This is a genomic window from Conexibacter sp. W3-3-2, from assembly GCF_009707605.1.
Classification (GTDB): Bacteria; Actinomycetota; Thermoleophilia; order Solirubrobacterales; family Solirubrobacteraceae; genus Paraconexibacter; species Paraconexibacter algicola.
This window is the reverse complement of sequence record NZ_WLYW01000001.1, coordinates 3,039,473-3,056,865: the sequence shown is the minus strand read 5'-3', so window position 1 is coordinate 3,056,865 and position 17,393 is coordinate 3,039,473. Positions and strand designations below refer to the sequence as shown.

The 17,393-nt window shown below is 73.5% G+C and carries 19 protein-coding genes; 6 read left to right on the top strand and 13 right to left on the bottom strand.

The features are described 5' to 3' along the window. Positions 1 to 26: 26 nt before the first annotated feature. The 3 genes from ligA to GKE82_RS14785 form a co-directional block, all read right to left on the bottom strand. Positions 27 to 2,054 carry an NAD-dependent DNA ligase LigA gene (ligA, locus tag GKE82_RS14795; protein ID WP_154733826.1) on the bottom strand — a complete coding sequence of 676 codons (2,028 nt, stop codon included), beginning with the start codon at positions 2,052 to 2,054 and terminating at the stop codon, positions 27 to 29. Between the two features lie 15 nt (positions 2,055 to 2,069). Further along, on the bottom strand, positions 2,070 to 3,614 hold the full coding sequence (locus tag GKE82_RS14790) for a protein kinase (protein WP_309233613.1): 1,545 nt from the start codon (positions 3,612 to 3,614) through the stop codon (positions 2,070 to 2,072). A 102-nt stretch (positions 3,615 to 3,716) separates the two neighbouring features. Beyond that, positions 3,717 to 4,145 carry a VOC family protein gene (locus GKE82_RS14785; RefSeq protein ID WP_154733825.1) on the bottom strand — a complete coding sequence of 143 codons (429 nt, stop codon included), beginning with the start codon at positions 4,143 to 4,145 and terminating at the stop codon, positions 3,717 to 3,719. Positions 4,146 to 4,249: 104 nt separating this feature from the next. Here GKE82_RS14785 and GKE82_RS14780 point away from each other — a divergent pair, with 104 nt between their 5' ends. Then, a complete protein-coding gene (locus GKE82_RS14780; RefSeq protein WP_154733824.1) occupies positions 4,250 to 5,149 on the top strand; it encodes a LysR family transcriptional regulator in 900 nt (299 codons plus the stop codon). A 54-nt stretch (positions 5,150 to 5,203) separates the two neighbouring features. Here GKE82_RS14780 and GKE82_RS14775 read toward each other — a convergent pair whose 3' ends face one another. From GKE82_RS14775 to GKE82_RS14730, 10 genes are all read right to left on the bottom strand, one after another. Next, the gene (locus tag GKE82_RS14775; RefSeq protein ID WP_154733823.1) at positions 5,204 to 6,013 is read right to left on the bottom strand and encodes a flagellin; all 810 of its coding nucleotides are present in this window, start codon (positions 6,011 to 6,013) and stop codon (positions 5,204 to 5,206) included. Between the two features lie 79 nt (positions 6,014 to 6,092). Next, positions 6,093 to 6,323, bottom strand: a complete 231-nt coding sequence (csrA, locus tag GKE82_RS14770) for a carbon storage regulator CsrA (RefSeq protein WP_107567636.1) — start codon at positions 6,321 to 6,323, stop codon at positions 6,093 to 6,095. Between the two features lie 62 nt (positions 6,324 to 6,385). Further along, entirely contained in the window at positions 6,386 to 6,853 is a 468-nt protein-coding gene (fliW, locus tag GKE82_RS14765; RefSeq protein ID WP_107567635.1) for a flagellar assembly protein FliW, read from the bottom strand. Continuing rightward, entirely contained in the window at positions 6,850 to 7,758 is a 909-nt protein-coding gene (gene flgL / locus GKE82_RS14760; RefSeq protein WP_154733822.1) for a flagellar hook-associated protein FlgL, read from the bottom strand. Before flgL ends, fliW begins: the two co-directional genes overlap by 4 nt. 6 nt (positions 7,759 to 7,764) lie before the next feature. Next, positions 7,765 to 9,075, bottom strand: coding sequence for a flagellar hook-associated protein FlgK (gene flgK / locus GKE82_RS14755; protein ID WP_154733821.1), 1,311 nt, complete (start codon positions 9,073 to 9,075; stop codon positions 7,765 to 7,767). Positions 9,076 to 9,081: 6 nt separating this feature from the next. Continuing rightward, a complete protein-coding gene (flgN, locus tag GKE82_RS14750) occupies positions 9,082 to 9,651 on the bottom strand; it encodes a flagellar export chaperone FlgN (protein WP_154733820.1) in 570 nt (189 codons plus the stop codon). Then, positions 9,648 to 9,944, bottom strand: coding sequence for a rod-binding protein (locus GKE82_RS14745; RefSeq protein ID WP_107567631.1), 297 nt, complete (start codon positions 9,942 to 9,944; stop codon positions 9,648 to 9,650). Before GKE82_RS14745 ends, flgN begins: the two co-directional genes overlap by 4 nt. Then, positions 9,941 to 10,669 (bottom strand): flagellar hook-basal body protein, encoded by a 729-nt coding sequence (locus GKE82_RS14740; protein ID WP_158276672.1) that lies wholly within the window; start codon positions 10,667 to 10,669, stop codon positions 9,941 to 9,943. The genes GKE82_RS14745 and GKE82_RS14740 overlap by 4 nt, the downstream gene beginning before the upstream one ends. Before the next feature lie 161 nt (positions 10,670 to 10,830). Further along, positions 10,831 to 11,526, bottom strand: a complete 696-nt coding sequence (locus GKE82_RS14735) for a flagellar hook-basal body protein (protein ID WP_146175273.1) — start codon at positions 11,524 to 11,526, stop codon at positions 10,831 to 10,833. 89 nt (positions 11,527 to 11,615) lie between these two features. Beyond that, entirely contained in the window at positions 11,616 to 12,326 is a 711-nt protein-coding gene (locus GKE82_RS14730) for a TetR/AcrR family transcriptional regulator (protein ID WP_107567628.1), read from the bottom strand. Positions 12,327 to 12,402: 76 nt separating this feature from the next. On the opposite strand from GKE82_RS14730, the gene GKE82_RS14725 reads away from it, so the two are divergent. The 5 genes from GKE82_RS14725 to GKE82_RS14705 are packed head-to-tail and all read left to right on the top strand — an operon-like array spanning position 12,403 to position 17,339. Next, positions 12,403 to 13,230: a lysophospholipid acyltransferase family protein gene (locus GKE82_RS14725; RefSeq protein WP_154733819.1), complete on the top strand. Its 828-nt coding sequence runs from the start codon at positions 12,403 to 12,405 to the stop codon at positions 13,228 to 13,230. A gap of 16 nt (positions 13,231 to 13,246) precedes the next feature. Continuing rightward, positions 13,247 to 14,167, top strand: a complete 921-nt coding sequence (locus tag GKE82_RS14720) for a fumarylacetoacetate hydrolase family protein (RefSeq protein WP_154733818.1) — start codon at positions 13,247 to 13,249, stop codon at positions 14,165 to 14,167. After that, the gene (locus GKE82_RS14715; RefSeq protein WP_154733817.1) at positions 14,167 to 15,633 is read left to right on the top strand and encodes a bifunctional 3-(3-hydroxy-phenyl)propionate/3-hydroxycinnamic acid hydroxylase; all 1,467 of its coding nucleotides are present in this window, start codon (positions 14,167 to 14,169) and stop codon (positions 15,631 to 15,633) included. Before GKE82_RS14720 ends, GKE82_RS14715 begins: the two co-directional genes overlap by 1 nt. Then, positions 15,630 to 16,406: an NAD(P)H-binding protein gene (locus GKE82_RS14710; RefSeq protein ID WP_154733816.1), complete on the top strand. Its 777-nt coding sequence runs from the start codon at positions 15,630 to 15,632 to the stop codon at positions 16,404 to 16,406. The genes GKE82_RS14715 and GKE82_RS14710 overlap by 4 nt, the downstream gene beginning before the upstream one ends. 12 nt (positions 16,407 to 16,418) lie before the next feature. Continuing rightward, positions 16,419 to 17,339 (top strand): VOC family protein, encoded by a 921-nt coding sequence (locus GKE82_RS14705; protein ID WP_107567623.1) that lies wholly within the window; start codon positions 16,419 to 16,421, stop codon positions 17,337 to 17,339. Positions 17,340 to 17,393: the final 54 nt, after the last annotated feature.

Genomic DNA, 17,393 nt, shown 5'->3' with positions numbered 1-17,393 from the left:
GGCGCGACCACCCGTGCGGGCGTCGCTCACGAGACGCCCGCGTCGGCCAGCCAGCCCCAGGCCTGCGCCTGGTCGACCACCGCGACCTCGAGCTTCTGCGCCTTCGCGGTCTTCGACGCGCCCACGTCGTTGCCGGTGATGAGGAACGTCGTCGACGCCGACACCGACGAGGCGCTCGTCGCGCCCGCCTGCTCCAGCAGCCGCACGAACGCCGGTCGCGCGACCTTCTCGCCCGTGTCCGGATGCACGATCGCCCCGGTCACCACGACGGTCGCCTCCTTCAGCGGCGTGTCGGCGGCGGCCGCCACCTCCACCGGCCGGTCCTCGTCGCGGACGTCGAGCGACACGCCGTGCGCGCGCAGCGCCGCCACGAGCTCCCCGACCTCCGGTCGCGCGAAGTAGTCCGCGATCGACCGGGCGACGATCGGCCCGATGTCCTTCACCGCCGCCAGCTCCTCCGCCGAGGCGGCCGCGATCTCCTCCACCGATCCGAAGCCGGCCTGACACAGGCGCTTGGCCGTGCCCTCACGCGCGTGACGGATCCCGAAGCCGATCAGCGCCCGGCGCAGGCCCATGTCCTTGGACCGCTCGATCGACTCGACGAACCGGCGCGAGCTGACCTCGCCCATCCGGTCGTACTCCATCAGCTGCTCGGCGGTGATCGCGTAGAAGTCCGCCGGGGTGCGCAGGACGCCGTCCTCGTAGAGCTTCGCGATCCACACCTCGCCGACGGCCTCCATGTCCGCCGCCGCCCGGCCCGCCCACCACTGCAGCCGGCGCAGCGTCTGCGCCGGGCAGTCGAGGTTCGTGCAGAACAGCTCCCGCGAGTTGCCCTGCTCGACGAGCTCGGTGCCGCAGGACGGGCAGTGCGTCGGGATCTCCGCCTCGCGCACGTCGTCGGGCTGCGGGCCCGGGGCGGGACCCGACACGAACGGGATCACGTCCCCGGCGCGCTTGACCAGCACGCGCATGCCGACCTTCACGCCGCGCGCGCGGACCACCTCCTGGTTGGCGAGCGTCGCGCTCGACACCGTGGTGCCGCCGACGAACACCGGCTCGAGCACCGCGCGCGGTACGACCTTGCCGCCCGGCCCGACCTCCCAGGAGATGTCGCGCAGGACCGTCTCCCGCTCCTCCGCCGCGAGCTTCACCGCGACCGCGCCGCGCGGCGTGCTCGACCGGTTGCCCGCGGCGGCGAACGCCTTCGCCGCGTCGAGCTGGACGACCGCGCCGTCGATGTCGAAGTCGTTCGTCGGCCGCGCCGCCTCGATCGCCGCGATCACCTCGAGCACCGCGTCGGCGCCCTCCACGACCTCGATCGCCGGCACGTGGAACCCGCGGTCGGCGAGGCCCTGCACCGTCAGGTCCGGGGCGTCGGGCGCGTGCACGTCGAACGCGTAGAACCGCAGCACGCGCCCCGCCTCCGCCGCCGCGGCCGGGTCCTTCTGCAGCAGCGTGCCCGCGCACGCGTTGCGCGGGTTGGCCAGCGGCTTGTCCGGGTGCGCCGCGTTGTACGCGTCGAAGGTCGACTGCAGCATCACGGCCTCGCCGCGCACCTCGACCCGCCCCGCTGCGCCGTCCCCGAGCGCGGTCGGCAGCTCCGGGATCACCGCGCGCGCCGCGGACGTCACCTCCTCGCCGGCCGTCCCGTCGCCGCGGGTGGCGACGTACTCGAGCGCCCCGTCCTGGAAGACGATGCTCAGCGACACCCCGTCGAGCTTCGGCGTGACGCGGAGCGGCTGACCGGGGAACCGCTGCGCGAACTCGCGGACGCCCTCCTCGCGGTTGGCGGGGGAGACCTTCGCCAGCGACAGCATCGGACGGGCGTGCCGGATCGCGCGCCGCGCGCCCGACGGCGCGGCCCCGACCTGGTCCAGCGGGTTGTCGGCCGGGGTCAGGTCCGGGTGCTCGGCCAGCAGCCCGCGCAGCTCGTCCTCGGCCGCGTCGAACGTCGCGTCGTCGACCGACGGCTCGCCGGCGTAGTACTCCTCGCGCCACCCGCGCAGCGCGGCGGCGAGCTCGTCGATCCGGTCCCGGGGGTCAGCGTCGGCCATCCCCCGGCACGCTACCTATCGGAAGAGCACCACTTCGCTGATCGCCGCCCGGTCCTTGCCCTCGGGCAGCTTCGTGATCCAGATGAGGTAGTAGCGGAACGGCTGACGGGCGGTGTCGAGGTCGATGCTCGTCGTGCGACCGGTCGCGTCGACGTCGGCCAGCTCGATCCAGCCGTCGGACGGCAACGTCTTGGGGACCGCGCTCTTGGCGACGAAGATCTTGCCCTTCCAGCCCGGGGTCGTCGTGCGGATCGACATCGCGCGGGCCGCGACGCCCGGCTTGGCGTCGAGGTAGATGCCGACCCCGAGGTCCGCCGGGTCCGCGGGCGGGGAGGTCTTCGTCAGCACGCCGCCCTGGTAGCGCTCGGTGTCCCAGATCGAGTTGGGGTCCTTGTCGAGCACGAACTTCGCCGCGTCGGAGTGCTCGCCGCCGTCGCCCTGCGGGTCGTAGTCGGTCGCGCGGTCCTGCCCGAGGCTGATCGGCTGCAGGCCCGGCGGCGCCTTCACGTCGACCGGGGTCCGCGTGCCGGTGCCGCGCTCGACCCGGTCGCCCTGCGCGAGGATCACGACCGTGCCGACGATCGCGATCAGCGCCAGCAGTCCGGGGACGGCGAGCCGCCACGGCTGCGTGACCCGGCGCGGCAGCCGGCGGCGCGACTGCTCCGGCAGCGTGCGCAGCACCGCGGTCGCCTCGCCCGTCGCCTGACCGGTGCGGCGCGTCTCCTGGACGAGCACGTCCTCGAGGTCAGCGACGAACGTCGCGTCGGAGCGGTAGCGCTGGTCGAGCTCCTTCGCGGTCGCCCGGTCGAGGACGGCGGCGAGCGCGCCGCTGACCTCCGGGCGGCGGACCTGCACGTCGGGCAGGTCCTCGCGGACGTGCTTCATCGCGACCGCCACCTGGTTCTCGCCCTTGAACGGGACGTCCCCGGTGAGCATCTCGTAGAGCACGATGCCCAGCGAGTACAGGTCCGACTGGCCGGTGACCGCGTGGCCGAGCGCCTGCTCGGGGGACACGTAGTCGGTCGTGCCGAGCACGCGCCCGTCGGCGGTCAGGCCCTCCTGGTCGAGCGTCCGCGCGATCCCGAAGTCCGTGACCTTCGCCGAGCCCTCCTCGTCGATCAGGACGTTCTGGGGCTTGACGTCGCGGTGCACGATCCCCGCGTCGTGCGCGGCGCCCAGGGCGCGCGCGATCTCGATCGTGTACGCGATCGCCTCGCCGATCGGCAGCTTGCCGTGCCGGCGGATGCGGGCCTTCAGCGTCTCGCCCTCGACGTACTCGAAGACGATGTACGGGGTCGGACGGTAGGCGTCGTCCTGCTCGCCCGCGTCGATCACCTGCACGATGTGCGGGTGGTTCAGCTGGGCGACGGCGCGCGCCTCGCGACGGAACCGCTCGAGCTGGTCGGCGTCCGTCGCGCCCTGCGGGTGCAGGACCTTGATCGCCACCTGCCGCTCCAGACGGGTGTCGAACGCCCGATAGACGGTCGACATCCCGCCCGCGCCCACGTGGGCGTCGAGCCGGTAGCGATCGCTGAGCAGGGTGCCGACCGTGACGGTCACTGGACGTATTGTGCGGGAGGGGCGGCGTTTCGTGTCACACGCACCGACCCAGCTTCGATGACAAGGGCCCGATTCCCTTCCGGACCGGGCCTGCGAGGGGCGCTAGGCGGTGGCGGCCTCCGGGGCCGCGTCGCCGTGGAGGGCCGCCGGATCCATCCAGTTGAGCTCCCAGGCGTGGCCGTCCGGGTCCTGGAAGCTGCCGCCGTACATGAAGTCCATGTCCATGGCCGGCTTCCACGTGGCGCCGCCGTTGTCGAGCGCCTTCGTGACGAGCTGGTCGACCTCCTCGCGGCTCTCGCAGGAGAGGCAGTTGAGGACCTCGGTGGTACCGGCGGGGGAGATCGGGTTGAGGCTGAAGCCCTCGAAGCGCGAGCGCTCCATGACCATCACGAAGATCGACTCGCTGACGACGACGCAGGCGACCGTCTCGTCGCTGAACCGCTCGTTGATGGTGAAGCCGAGTGACGTGTAGAAGGCGCGGGAGGCCTGGACGTCGCGGACGGGGAGGTTGACGAAGATCATGCGGGTCATGGGGTGCCTTTCGGGCGGTCGGTGCTTGTGGAAGCGCACCTTCGCGGACCGCGTGGAGCGCGTCCAAGACGCGATGTGGGCCCGATGATGCATTCTGTGCATCCATGTCTGTGACCTACGACTTGCGACTGCTGACGTCGTTTCTCGCGGTCGCGGACGAGCTGCACTTCGGCCGGGCGGCGGAACGCCTGCAGGTCGCGCAGCCCGCGTTGTCCCAGCAGCTGCGACGTCTCGAGACCCAGCTCGGCGTGCAGCTGTTCGACCGTGACGCGCGGAAGGTCGAGCTGACCGGGGCGGGGAAGGCGTTCCTCCCCGGCGCGCGGGAGGCGGTCGCGGCGGCGCACCGCGCCGCGCTGGCCGCGCAACGCGTGACCGACACCGCGCCGGCCGTGCTCCGCGTCGCCGTGGATCTCGACCTGCCCGAGCGCGTGCTGCAGCAGATCCGGCTGTTCTCCCAGATCCGGTCGGAGATCGAGCTGAAGGTCGTACGCCAGCACCAGGGCGACGCCCTCGACGCGCTCCATGGGGACCAGGTCGACCTCGTCGTCGGCTGGGGCCGCATGCCGTACGGGCCGCCGCTGCGCTCCCTGACCCTCGACAGCGAGGAGATCCTCGCGGTGCTGCGCGACGACCACCCGGAGGCGGTGCGCCCGGCGATGACGCGCGACGCGTTCGGCCGCGGCCAGTTCGTGATGTTCGAGCGGGAGCAGTCCGCGGACGTCTTCGACTGGCTCGCCGTCGCAGCGGCCGGGCGCCAGCCGGAGCAGCTGCGCATCCAGCAGGTCCGGTCCCTGGACGACGGGGCCAGCGCGATGCTGCGCTCGGCCGGCCGCGGGTGCGGCCAGACGATCGTCGCGGCGTCCCGGTTCGACGCCGCTGCGCACCCGCGCCTGCGCACGATCCCCTTCGACCCGCCGCTGCGCCACGAGATCGTGGCGATGTGGACGGCGGAGTCGGAGTCGGCCGCCGTGCTGGCGCTCGCCGACTCCTGGGGGAGAGCGTGAGGGGGCCCGGCGGTCCGGCCATGTGGCCGGCGAGTCGAGCCCCCGTGCGTTCTCCTAGCCGCGCAGCAGGCTCAGGACCGACTGCGGGGACTGGTTGGCCTGCGCGAGCATCGCCGTGCCGGCCTGGGTCAGGATCTGGTTCTTGCTGAGCTTCACCATCTCCTCCGCCATGTCGACGTCGCGGATGCGGGACTCCGCGGCCACCAGGTTCTCCTGGTAGACGCCGAGGTTGCGCATCGTGTGCTCGAGCCGGTTCTGCGCCGCGCCGAACGCGGAGCGCTGCGCGGTGACCGCGTCGATCGCCGCGTCGATCTCGGAGATGTCCGCGGTGCCGGTCGCGCTCAGCGACGCGTAGGCGGTGCCGACCGCGGAGCCGAGGCTCACGGTGGCGACCGAGATCGTCTCGCCGTCGTTGGCGCCGACCTGGAAGGTCATCGAGGTCGCGGCGTTCAGCACCGACAGGCCGTTGAACTCGGCGGTCGAGCCGATCCGCTCGATCTCGGAGGCGAGCTGGTTGACCTCGGTCTGGATCGCGTCACGGGACGCCTGGGAGAGCGCGCCGTTCTTGTACTGGACCGCGAGCTCGCGCACGCGCTGCAGCATCGAGTGGACCTCGTCGAGCGAGCCCTCGGCGGTCTGCACGAGCGACACGGCGTCCTGCGCGTTGCGCTGCGCCTGGCCGAGCCCGCGGATCTGGCCGCGCATCTTCTCCGAGATGCCGAGGCCCGCCGAGTCGTCCGCCGCACGGTTGATGCGGTAGCCGGAGCTCAGGCGCTCCATCGACTTCGAGGTCTGGGCGCTCGTGGTGGTGAGCTGCCGGTGCGCGGTGAGCGCCTCGACGTTGTTCTGAATGCGGAGGGACATCCGGTCCTGGTCCTTTCGGGATTCGTCCTTGAGCGCCGCTGGTCCGGTGAGGGCCGGGCCGGCGACGGGGTGCGTCTGGCTAGGTGTTGGTGCTGCTGGGAAGGTCGTCGGGGAGCTGCGCGGCGTCCGCCGAGGCGGCGGCCGTGTTCTCCTCCTTCACCGCGGAGTAGATCTCCTCCCGGTACACGGGAATCGACTTCGGCGCGGCGATGCCGATGCGCACGGACGAGCCGTTCACCTCGATGACCTCGATCACGACGTCGTCGCCGACCATGAGCTTCTCGCCGGGGCGTCGGGTGATGATGAGCATCTCGGGCTTCCTCCTTGGAAATGGGCTGTCGTGCGAGCGTACTCGTCCGGTGGACGCTCGTCCTAGGCCGCCTGCTCGGCGGCGGTCGGGAACAGCGGCGCGCGCACGGGCGCGTCCGGGGCCTGGTTGATGACCTGGTGGCCGGCACCGTGCGCGATCAGGATCGGCGCGCGGAGGTTCGCGCAGAAGTCCTGCAGGGACTCTGCCGCACGGACGGTCACGTACACGGAGGTCGCCTCCGCGTCGGTGATCCCGATGCGGTCGGCCTCCTCGTCGGCCAGCTCCACCTCGTAGGTGGGGAAGAACCGCCAGGGGTTGGTCAGCGGGACGGCGAGCTCGGGATCGTCCAGCGAGTGCAGCCAGACGAACGCGCTCTCCTCGCTGCGCGCCAGCAGCGCGTAGCGGGTGCCCCCGAGGCCGATGAGGCCCGCGGGGAAGTCGAGCACCGCGTCCGAGGGGATCTCGATCCGCCCGAACCGCGAGCTCTGCAGCACGACGGTCATTGAGGGGTCCTTCTTGTCGTTGGTCATCGGAGGAAGTCCATGAGGGAGGGTTGGATGACGGTCGCGCCGGACTTCAGCGCGGCCTCGTAGGCGGACTGCCGGGTGGAGAGGGCGAGGATCGCCTGGGCCATGTCGGCGCCCTCGAGCCGGTCGAGCCGGGTCTGGCCGGCGAGCTCGAGATCGCCGAGGCTCGTCGCCGCCGACGCCAGGCGCGCGGCGGTCGCCCCGTTGGCGGAGCGGGCGGTCGAGATCGTGTCGAGGTTGGCCTGCAGGCCCTGCAGGTCGGCGCCGCGCAGGGCGGCGAGGTCGGCGGTCGTGCCGCCGCGCAGGTGCTGGGCGACGTCACGGAGCGTGTCGAGCATCAGGCCGTCCCCGGGGGTCTGGCCGGAGCCGAGGATCTGGGAGCCGAGCTGGTTGACCTGCACGGTCACCCCGGGCCCGATCTCGCGCAGCACCGCGCCCGTGTCGCCGCCGTAGGTGTCCGGGCCGCCCGGCGTGTACGGCCGGGTGGTGGTCGCCGTGCCGGAGAGGACGTAGCGGTCGCCGACCTTCGCGTTCGCGCGCTCCTTGGCGGCCTCGACGAGCTGGTCGATCTCGCCGGCGATCTTCTCGCGGTCGGCCTGCGTGTAGGAGCCGTTGGCGCCCTGCGTGGCCAGCTCGCGGGCGCGGTGCAGCAGGTCGGCGAGCCCGCCGAGCGCCGTGTCGGTCGCGTCGGTCCAGTCGTTCGCCTCGGCGACCGCGTCCTTCTGACGGGCGAGGCCGGCGAGGTCGGCGCGCTGCACCACCGCGGCGCGAGCGCCCGCGGGGTCGTCGGAGGGCCGGTTGATCCGCCGGCCGGTCGACACCTGCTGCTGGGCCTCGGCGATCCGGTCCTTGCCGGTGCGCAGGTCGCCGAGCAGGCGGTCGGTGAGCATCGTGTGCGTGATCCGCATCGTCGATCAGAGCCCCACGCGACCGGTGCGGTTGATGAGCGTGTCGAGCGCCTCGTCCATCGTCGACATGACGCGCGCGGACGCCTGGTAGGCGCGCTGGAAGCGCACCATGTTCGTCATCTCCTCGTCGAGGCTGACGCCGCTGACCTCGGTCCGGCGCTCCAGGGCGACCGCCTTCAGCGTCACCGCGGTCGCGGCGAGCCGGTCGGCGGCCGCGGCGTCGTCGCCGAGGCTGCGCACCAGCGACGCGTAGGTGCCGTCCGCCGTCCCGCCGCGCAGCGCGGCGACGGCGAGCGCGATGTCGTTGGCGCCGGCCGCCGCGGTGCTGCCGGCGTCGAGCGTCGAGGACGTCGCGTTGACCGCCAGGGTCGCGGCGGTGCTGCCGGAGAAGAACGGGGGGGTGCCGTGCAGCGCGTTGACCGCGGTCGAGAGCTGCGCGGCGACCGTGTCGAGGTCGGTGCGGCGCGCCCCGATCGGGCCGGTCGCGGACTGGAGCGTCAGCAGCGCGCCGAGCTTGCCGCCGGGCGCGGTGAGCGTCTGCGGCCAGGTGACGGCCGAGCCGTTGGTCAGCGGGGCGGCGGCGTCACCGAACTGGACGCTGACCGAGCCGCCGCCGAGGTCGGTGACGCTGACCTGCCCGTACTGGCTGAGCTGGTCCAGCAGCTCGTCGCGACGGTCGAGCAGGTCGTTCGGGGTCCGCCCGGCCGAGGTCTGCTGGACGATCGCGGCGTCGAGCCGCGCGAGCTCGTCGGCGGTCTGGCGCACCACGCCCGTGGCGCTCGTGAGGTCCGTGTACTCCTGGCCGGCGACGGTCTGCAGCTGGCCGAGCTGGGCGTCCAGGCGCCGGAAGCCGTCGGCGAGGTTCTGCGCGTGGCCGATCAGCGAGGACTTCGCCGACGCCGACTCGGGGTTGGCGGCCAGCGTCGACCACGCGTCCCAGAAGTTCGACATGAGCTTGCCCAGGCCGCCGTCGCCGGGCTCGGCCAGCAGCGCCTCCGCGTTGCCGAGCGCCTTCGCGGTGGTCTGGTGCTGGCCGGCGCTCATCGTCTGCGCGCGGGCCTGCAGGTCCAGGAACTGGTCGCGGATGCGGCGGTACTGCTCGACCTCGACGCCCTGGCCGAGCTGCGCGCCCGCGCCACCGGCGACCGCGCCCGCGGACAGCTGCAGCGAGGCGGCCGCGCTCATCACCGCCTCCTGGCGCGTGTAGCCGGCGCGCTCGGCGTTGGCGATGTTGTGGCCGGTGACGTCGAGTCCGCGCTGCTGGGCGAGCAGGCCGCGCAGGGCGACGTTCAGACCGCTGAATCCGGAGACGGGCATCGGACGCTACGCCTGCAGATCCAGCGCGCGCAGCGCGGAGCTCGTGGGGGCGTCGGCGGCGGCGCGGCCGACCGGGAGGTAGGGCTGCCGCGAGGCGGAGGCGGGCATCGCGTCGACGCCGTAGCCGCCCGTCTCGTCGCCGCCCGCGCCGAGCTGGCGCATGAGGTGGTCCAGGAACGCGAGCTCCTGCTTCATCAGCGCGCGGTTGGCGCGGTGCTCGCGGGCGATCTCCTCCAGCAGGCCGCGCAGCTCGCTGCTGCGCTCGCGGGCGGCGGCCGCCATCGCGTCGCCGAGCAGCTGGCCCATCGCGTCGAGCGTGACGACGTGCGCGGGGACGCCGAGCGCCTGGCCGGCGCGGGTGAGCAGGCGGGCGCGCTCCTGCTCCAGGCCCGCGCGGCGCTCCATCTCCGCCTGGATCTCCTCGAGCTGCACGAGCACGGTCGCGACGTCCTTCTCGCGGATCGCGCGGCTCTGGCCGAGCACGTGGGCGAGCAGCCGCCGGCCCGACGCGAGCTGCGCGTCGAGGTGGGCGAGGACCTCGGCCCCGAAGGCGTTGGTGGGGACGAGCGTGCTCATGCGGCGGCGACGTCCCGGCTGATCTGGGCGGCGAGCCCGAGCCCGCCGGCGCCGATGACGGCGTCGGCCAGCGCTCCGGGCAGCATGTCCTTGTAGGTCTGGGTGGCTGCGGAGGTCGACTCCTCCTCCTCGCCCGCGGCCTCGGTGCTCGCCGACAGCTGCTTGGTGAGCTGCTCGACCAGCTGGCGCTCGAAGCCCAGCGCGGCGGTGTACGCCTCCCGCTGCTGCGCGGTCCCCGAGCGGATCTCCGCCGGGAGGAGCGCCTGGTCGACGGGGCCGACGGAGGTGCTCATCGCTTGACCCCGTTGGCGACCTCGAGCATCTGGTCCTGCATCTGGATCGCCTTGCTGGCGAGCTCGAAGGCGCGCTGCGTGCTGATCATGTCGGTCATCGCGCTGCCGATGTCGACCGTCGAGGACTCGAGCGCCCCCTGCTGCACCGACGTCGTGGCGGGCGCGGCGGTCGGCGCGCCGCTGCCGCGCGTGGCGAAGAAGACGTTGTCCGCACCGCCGTCGAGCGCCCCGGGGGCGGTGACGGTGACGAGCCGCAGCCGGCCCGCCGCGCGACCGTCCGCGGTGATCGTGCCGTCGGCGCCGATCGCGATCCGGTCGGGCTGCGTGCCCGCGGGCAGCGTGATCGACGGGTCCATCAGCAGCCCGCCGGTCGCGGTGACGAGCCGGCCGGTGGCGTCGAGCCGCAGCTGGCCGTCGCGGGTGAGCGCCTGGCGGCCGTCGGGCATCCGCACGGCGAGGAAGCCCTCACCGGTGATCGCGACGTCCAACGGCTCGCCGGTCTGCTTGATCGCGCCCTGCTGCGTCGTGCGGCCGAGCGTCCGGACGGCCGCGCCGCTGCCGAGCTCGACCCCGTCGGCGCCGCCGCGGGCGGCTTGCGTGTAGACGAGGTCGCGGAACGCGACGCGGACGTGCTTGTAGCCCGTCGTCGAGACGTTCGCCAGATCGTTGCCCAGGCTGTCGAGCCTGCGTTGCTGTGCCGCCATGCCGGCGGCCGCGGTGTACATGCCTTCCAACATCCGGATCTCCAGTGCGGAGTGAGGGTTCGCGAGTGAGGGCTCGCGCCGGTTCCGTCCGGTGGTCGGTCAGGCGGGGCGCAGCTTGAGCGCGGTCGGACGTGCGTCCAGGTCCGTCCGCCGGATCCGGGGACCTGGCGGCGGCGCGCGGCTCAGCCGGGCAGGTTGCCGACCTGGCCGGAGGCCAGGCGCAGCGTCTCGTCGATCGTGGTGATCGCCCGCTGACCCGCCTCGAAGGCGCGCAGCGACCCGATCATCTCGATCATCGTGCGGGACGCGTCGACGCCCGAGGTCTCGATCGCCCCGGTGCGCACCGTGCCGGTCTCCGCGCCGCGGTCCGGCGTGCCGGTGTAGCGGCCGTCCCCGGCCTTCGCGACGTTCGTGAGCGCCACGACACCGACCCGCGCCGGGTCGACGGTGCCGTCCGCGTTCAGCCGGACGGGCCGGCCGTCGGCGCCGAGCACCGGGTCCCCGGCCTGGTCGACGAGGCGGCCCTGCGCGTCGGCGGTGAAGCTGCCGTCGCGCGTGTAGCGCACGCCCTGCGCGGTCTGCACCTGGAAGTAGCCCTCGCCCGCGACGGCGAGGTCCAGCGGCTCGCCGGTCTCCTTCAGCGTCTGCGGCGTGAGGTCGGTGCGCTTCTCGGCGATGATCGCCCCCGCCCCGAGCGTGCCGACGGCGGCACCGGAACGGCGGTTCACGAGGTCGAGCTCCCGCGCGAAGCTGTGCTGGCTCACGCGGTCGGACTTGTAGCCGGGGGTGGAGGCGTTGGCCAGGTCGTTGGCGAGCTGGTCCTGACGGACCTGCTCGGCGAGCATCCCGGACGCCGCGATGTAGAGGCCGCGTTCCATCTCGGGCCGGATGGTCGGCCGGGCGCCCGGCGGGTTGACCGGGGCGGACGGACGGTCGAGGTCCGTCCGGCGGGGGTGCGGCGGCCGCGTCACCCGCGTGGTGTCGCGGACCTGGGCGAGCCGGGGACGGGGCGCCCGGGCCCGCCGGCCGACGGGGCGGGCGCGTCCACCGTCGGCATCGGGCGGGAGGCGACCTCGGCGGCTTCGCTCGCGGGGACGCCGAAGATCCGCAGCACCGCTGCCGCGTGCGCGACGCCGACGTCCCCGACGAACCGGCCCTGGAGTGCGGCGCGGACGGTGGCCAGCAGCGCGCCACCGGAGGCGACCAGGGCGATCGCCGCGTCGTCGACGGCGAACCGGCCCGCCGCGATCCCGCGTTCGAGGTCGCGCGCGGCGTAGGGCCCGAGAGCGAGCGAGACGACGTCGTGCGACGCCTCCAGCCGGACGAGCAGCCAGCCCAGGTCGGTGTCCCGGAGCGCGTGCTGGATCAGTGCGCGGTGCGCGACGCTGACGATCTCCGCGACGTCGTCGACCCCCTCCGTCGCGGCGTCGATCGCTGCGGCGAGACCGACGGCCTGCTCCTCGACGAGGGCCGCCACGATCGCGTCCTTGCTCTCGAAGTGGTTGTAGAAGGAGCCGAAGCCGATGTCGGCCTCCTCGGTGATCTCGTTGATCCGCGTGGCGTCCACGCCCTGTCGTGCGAAGACGACGCGAGCGCCGTCGAGCAGGCGCGCCCGGGTCTCGGCCTTGCGGCGCGCCCGGCGATCGGACGGCGCTGGGGGGGACGCGTCGTTGGCCATGCGGAGATCGTAGCGGCATGGTGATCGCGCCTCACAAGATTGACAAGATCATCAGACTTGAGATAGCTTGTCATCCATGCCGGACATCGACAGCCCGCTCCCGATCCCCGCGAGCCGCGTCGCGGACGTCCTGAAGGTCGCGATCGACGTCGCACACCGCGCCACCCGTCCCGAGCTCCAGGGCCTCCAGCACGTCCCGACGAGCGGGCCGTTCATGCTCGTCGGCAACCACCAGCTCCTCGGCATGCAGGATCTCCCCACCCTCGTCCGTGAGCTCGAGCGCCGACGCGGCGTCCGCGTCCGAGGGATGGGGGACAGCTTCCACTTCGCGGTGCCGGGCTGGCGTGACCTCCTGATCCGCATGGGGGCCGTTCCCGGCACGCGCGAGAACTGCGCCGCGCTCCTCGCCGCGGGCGAGGCCGTCCTCGTCTTCCCGGGCGGCGCCCGCGAGGTCTACAAGCGGCGGGGCCAGCGATACGAGCTGCTCTGGGGCGAGCGCACCGGCTTCGCGCGGATGGCGATCGAGGCCGGAGCCCCGATCGTCCCCTTCGCCGCGGTCGGCGCCGAGGATCGCTTCGACGTGCTCCTCGACATGGACAGCCGGCTCGCCGCCCCCGCGCGCGCGGTCGCACGGCGGGTGGGGCGCCCCGACCTGGGCACCCTCGTGGTCAAGGGCTCCGGCTTTGCCGGTCTGCCCGGGACCGACCGCCTCTACTTCCGCTTCGGCGCCCCGATCCCGACGACCCCGTGGTCCGGTCGTGCGAGCGATCCCGACGCACGCGCCGAGTGCCGCGACCTGGTCCGGGCCGAGATCGAGGCCGGCATCGCGGCGCTCCGCGCCCGGCGCGAGACCGACGACCAGCGCGCCCTGCTTCCTCGTGTCCGCCACGCCATCTCCTCCTAGCTCGAAAGGCTCCGCCATGAAGCTCCGCTCCACACCCGACGGCGTCATCGCCGAGACCGCGGCCGGCTGGGTCCGCGTCGACCACGACGGTGACCTGCTCTCGTTCCTGGCGCTCACGCCCGCTGCGCGCGAGGCCGCCCTGACCGCCACCGCCGCCGACCCGTCGACCGCCGGCCTGCCGTTCCGGCCGCGCTCCATGCGCGCGTTCATGCTCTACGAGGACCACGTCATCGCCTCCAGCCGCGTGCTCGCGACGAAGTTCTTCCCGGCGCCCGTCCCGAAGGTGATCGCGACGTTCGAGCGCGTCACCGGAAAGACGTTCCCGAAGCTCAGGCCCAACGCCCGGTTCAAGGAAGCCCCGACCTTCTACGTCGGCAACCACGCGGCGACGCTCGCCGACGGCGAGGAGATGTGGTGGCCGAAGCACACCCGGTGGCTCGACTTCGAGCTCGAGCTCGCGTGCGTGCTCGCGAAGCCGCTCGTGGATGCCAGCCCCCAGGAGGCGCTCGAGGCCGTCGGCGGCTGGGTCGTGCTGAACGACTGGTCCGCCCGGGAGGTGCAGGCCGACGACGCGCGCCGCAACGTCTTCGGTCCGGTCGTCAAGGCGAAGACGTTCTGCAACTCGATCGGCTCGGACGTCCTCACCGCCGACGCGCTGCCCGACTGGACGGCGGCCACCGGCCGCGTCCGCGTGGACGGCGAGGTCTGGTGCGAGGGCAGCGCGGCGAACCCCCAGCACACGCTCGGCGCGATGCTGGCCTACTGCTCCGCGGGCGAGCGGCTCGACGCCGGCGACGTGCTGTCGATGGGCACGCTGCCTGGCTGCTGCGGCCTGGAGCTCGACCGCTGGATCCGCGTCGGACAGACGATCGAGCTCGAGATCGACCAGATCGGCACCCTGACGAACACGATCACCGAGACGGCAGTCCCGGTCTGATGGTCGACGTCCTCGTCTGCGGCCTGGGTCCCGTCGGGCAGCTGCTTGCGCTGCTGCTCGGCGACCAGGGCGTCCGCGTCCTGGCGATCGATCGGGCGGACGACGTGTACCCGCTCCCGCGGGCGGCGGTCGTGGACGACGAGGTCCTCCGGATCCTCCAGGCCGTCGGCCTGGACGGCGCGGTGCTCGCCGACGCCCAGGTGCAGGCGGGCGCGAGCGTGGTCACCGAGGACGGCCGCGCGGTCGAGGTCCTCGCCGCGTCGGTCGGTCGGCTCGGCCATCCGCCGCTCGTGTCGATCAACCAGCCGGCGATGGAGCGCACCCTCCTCCGCGCGCTCGCCGACCGGCCGACGGTGGAGATCCGTCGTGGCGTCGAGCTGGAGACGATCGACCGTCGGGCGGACCGCGTCGACGTGCACGTCAGGCCGACCAGCGGCGGGCGCGGCGAGAGGCTCTCGGCCCGCTATCTGATCGGATGCGACGGCGGTGGCAGCGCGGTCCGTGCGCGCCTGCAGGTCCCGTTCGTGGGCCGAACGGCCCCGCAGCGCTGGATCGTCGTCGACGCGCTGGTCGACCGGCCGCTCGCCCGCGTCCCGCATCCGCACTTCGTCGGGCGGGCCGCCCGGCCCACCGTCACGCTCCCGATGTCTCCGGGACGCCACCGCTGGGAGTGGATGCTCCACCCTGGCGAGGACCCGGCGCCGTTCCTGGAGCCGGCCGCGGTCCGCGCCGCGCTGGACGAGTGGCTCGACGGCGAGACGGTCGAGGTCGAGCGCGCGGTCGTCTACACGTTCCACACGCGCACGGCCGCGACCTGGCGACGCGGGCGCGTGCTGCTGGCCGGGGATGCCGCGCACGTGATGCCACCGTTCGCGGGCCAGGGGTTCTCCTCCGGCGCGCGCGACGCGGCGAACCTCTCGTGGAAGCTCGCCGCCGTCCTGGGCGGGGCGCCCGAGGCGCTGCTGGACAGCTACGAGACCGAACGCCGACCACACGTGGAGGCGATGCAGCGCACGGCGAACCTCATGGGCGGGATCGTCCAGGCGACCACGCCGTGGGTCGTCCGCGCGCGGGACGCGTGGCTGCACGCGATCGACGGGACCCGCGTCCAGCGGTTCCTCGCCGCGAACGTCAAGCCGCTGCCGACCTACGGCGCCGGCGCGTTCTCCCACCCGCCGCACCGTCTGCCGCCGCGGCGCGCCGTCGGGACGCTCTTCCCCCAGACCGGGCGACTCGACGACCGTCTGCCGCGCGGCTGGGTCGCCGTGACGACCGACGCGGTCGCGGCCTCGCTCTTCGAGGAGGCCGGCGTCGCCGTCGCCGACCCGGGCGCCGACGGCGCGTGGCTGCACGACCGGGCGCTGACCTTCGCGCTCCTGCGTCCCGACCGGTTCGTGTTCGCGGCGGGCCGCGTGGCGGATGTCGGGCAGGCGGTCGCCGCCCTTCGCGGGGTGTCGGCGACGTGATCGCCGTCCTCGGAGCGACCGGCCGGATCGGCGGCGAGGTCATGCGGCTGCTCGAAGCGCGCGGCGCGCAGGCACGGGCGCTGCGACGGCCCGAGGTCGACCTGCGCGACGAGCCCTCGGTCCGGCGGGCGCTCGACGGCGCCACCCGGCTGTTCCTCGTCACCCCGCACGGTCCCGAGCAGGACCTGCTCGAAGCGGCCGCGGTCCGGGCCGCGGCCGACGCGGGGATCGGGCACGTGGTGAAGGTCTCCGGTGGCGCCGCATCGCTGGGTCCCAACGGCGCGTCCGCCACCGCGACCGCCCACTGGCGGACCGAGCAGCTGCTCGAGGCGTCCGGGATGGGCTTCTCCTTCCTGCGACCGTCGATGTTCCAGCAGGGCGTGCTCGGGCTCCCGCGCGTCGGGCCGGTGCTCGTCGCCCCGCTCGGCCGCGCGCCGATCGCGATGATCGACCTGCGCGACGTGGCGGCCGTCGCCGCGAGCGTGCTGCTGGACCCGAGGCCGGCGACCGGGGCGTGGCAGCTCACCGGTCCACGCGGCGTCACGCTCGCCGAGATCGCCGCGGCGGTGGGAGCGCGCTATCTCCCGATCCCCGCCCGCCTCGCCGCGCGCGGGCTCGCCCGTCGGGGGGCATCGCCCTTCGAGATCGAGCACGTGGTCCGCATGGCCGCCTACTTCGCGTCGGGTGCCGACGGCACGCCGACCGATCACGTCGAGCGGCTCACCGGCCGCGCGCCTCGCCCCGTCGAGGCGCTCCTCACCGAGACCAGCTGAACAGGAGATCCCATGGTCACCCGCATCGGGCACATCGCCCTCAACGTCGCCGACCTCGACCGCGCCGTCGACTTCCAGGAGCAGGTCGTCGGCCTGACCGAGGTCGAGCGTACCGCGGGCGTGGCGTACCTCACGTGCAACGACCGTCATCACGAGCTGATCCTCGTGCAGGACGGCAGCAACCGTGGCTACGACCACCTCGCGATGCAGGTCGAGGACGCCGCGGCGCTGGAGCGGGCCAAGAGCGCACTGCCCGCCGCGGGCGCGACGCTCCTCGGCGGGGTCTACGACGGCGAGCCGGGCATCGACCGGGCGCTGAAGGTCCTCTCGCCGGGCGGACACGTCTACAAGCTGTTCTGCGGGATGGAGACCGTCGACGTGCCGCTGCGGGACGGGCGGCCGACGCACTTCGAGCACGTCTCGACGAAGGTCTGGAACCACCGTGCGGAGGATCGCTTCCTGGAGGCGATGGGCTTCCGCAACGCCGACCGGATGGGGGTGCTGGCGTCCTGGTGGCACTGTGACGACGACCACCACGGCATCGCGCTGACGCGGGCCCCGAAGGCGGAGCTCTCGCACTACGCCTACGCGTTCCCGGATCTCAACGCCCTGGGTCGGGTCGCGGACAGGCTCCGCGCGCACCGCGGGCGCAAGTGCATCTGGGGGCCGTCGCGTCACGGGCCCGGCAACAACCACTTCCTCTACCTCCATGACGAGGACGGGGCGATGGTCGAGTGCTGCTCCGAGCTCGCGCAGATGCGTGAGGGCTACGAGCCGAAGACCTGGTCGATGCATCCCGGCACGATCAACCAGTGGGGCGGTCCGCCGCCGCCGCGGTTCCTCCTCACCGGCTTCCCGATCGCGCGCCCGACGCCGGGCCGCCCGTCGTGGGCGTCCTCGCCCGGCCGGACCCCGGCGGGTGCCGAGGCGTGAGCACCACGCTCGTCCGGCCGTCGAGCACCCAGCTCGCGGCACGGCCGACGCGGC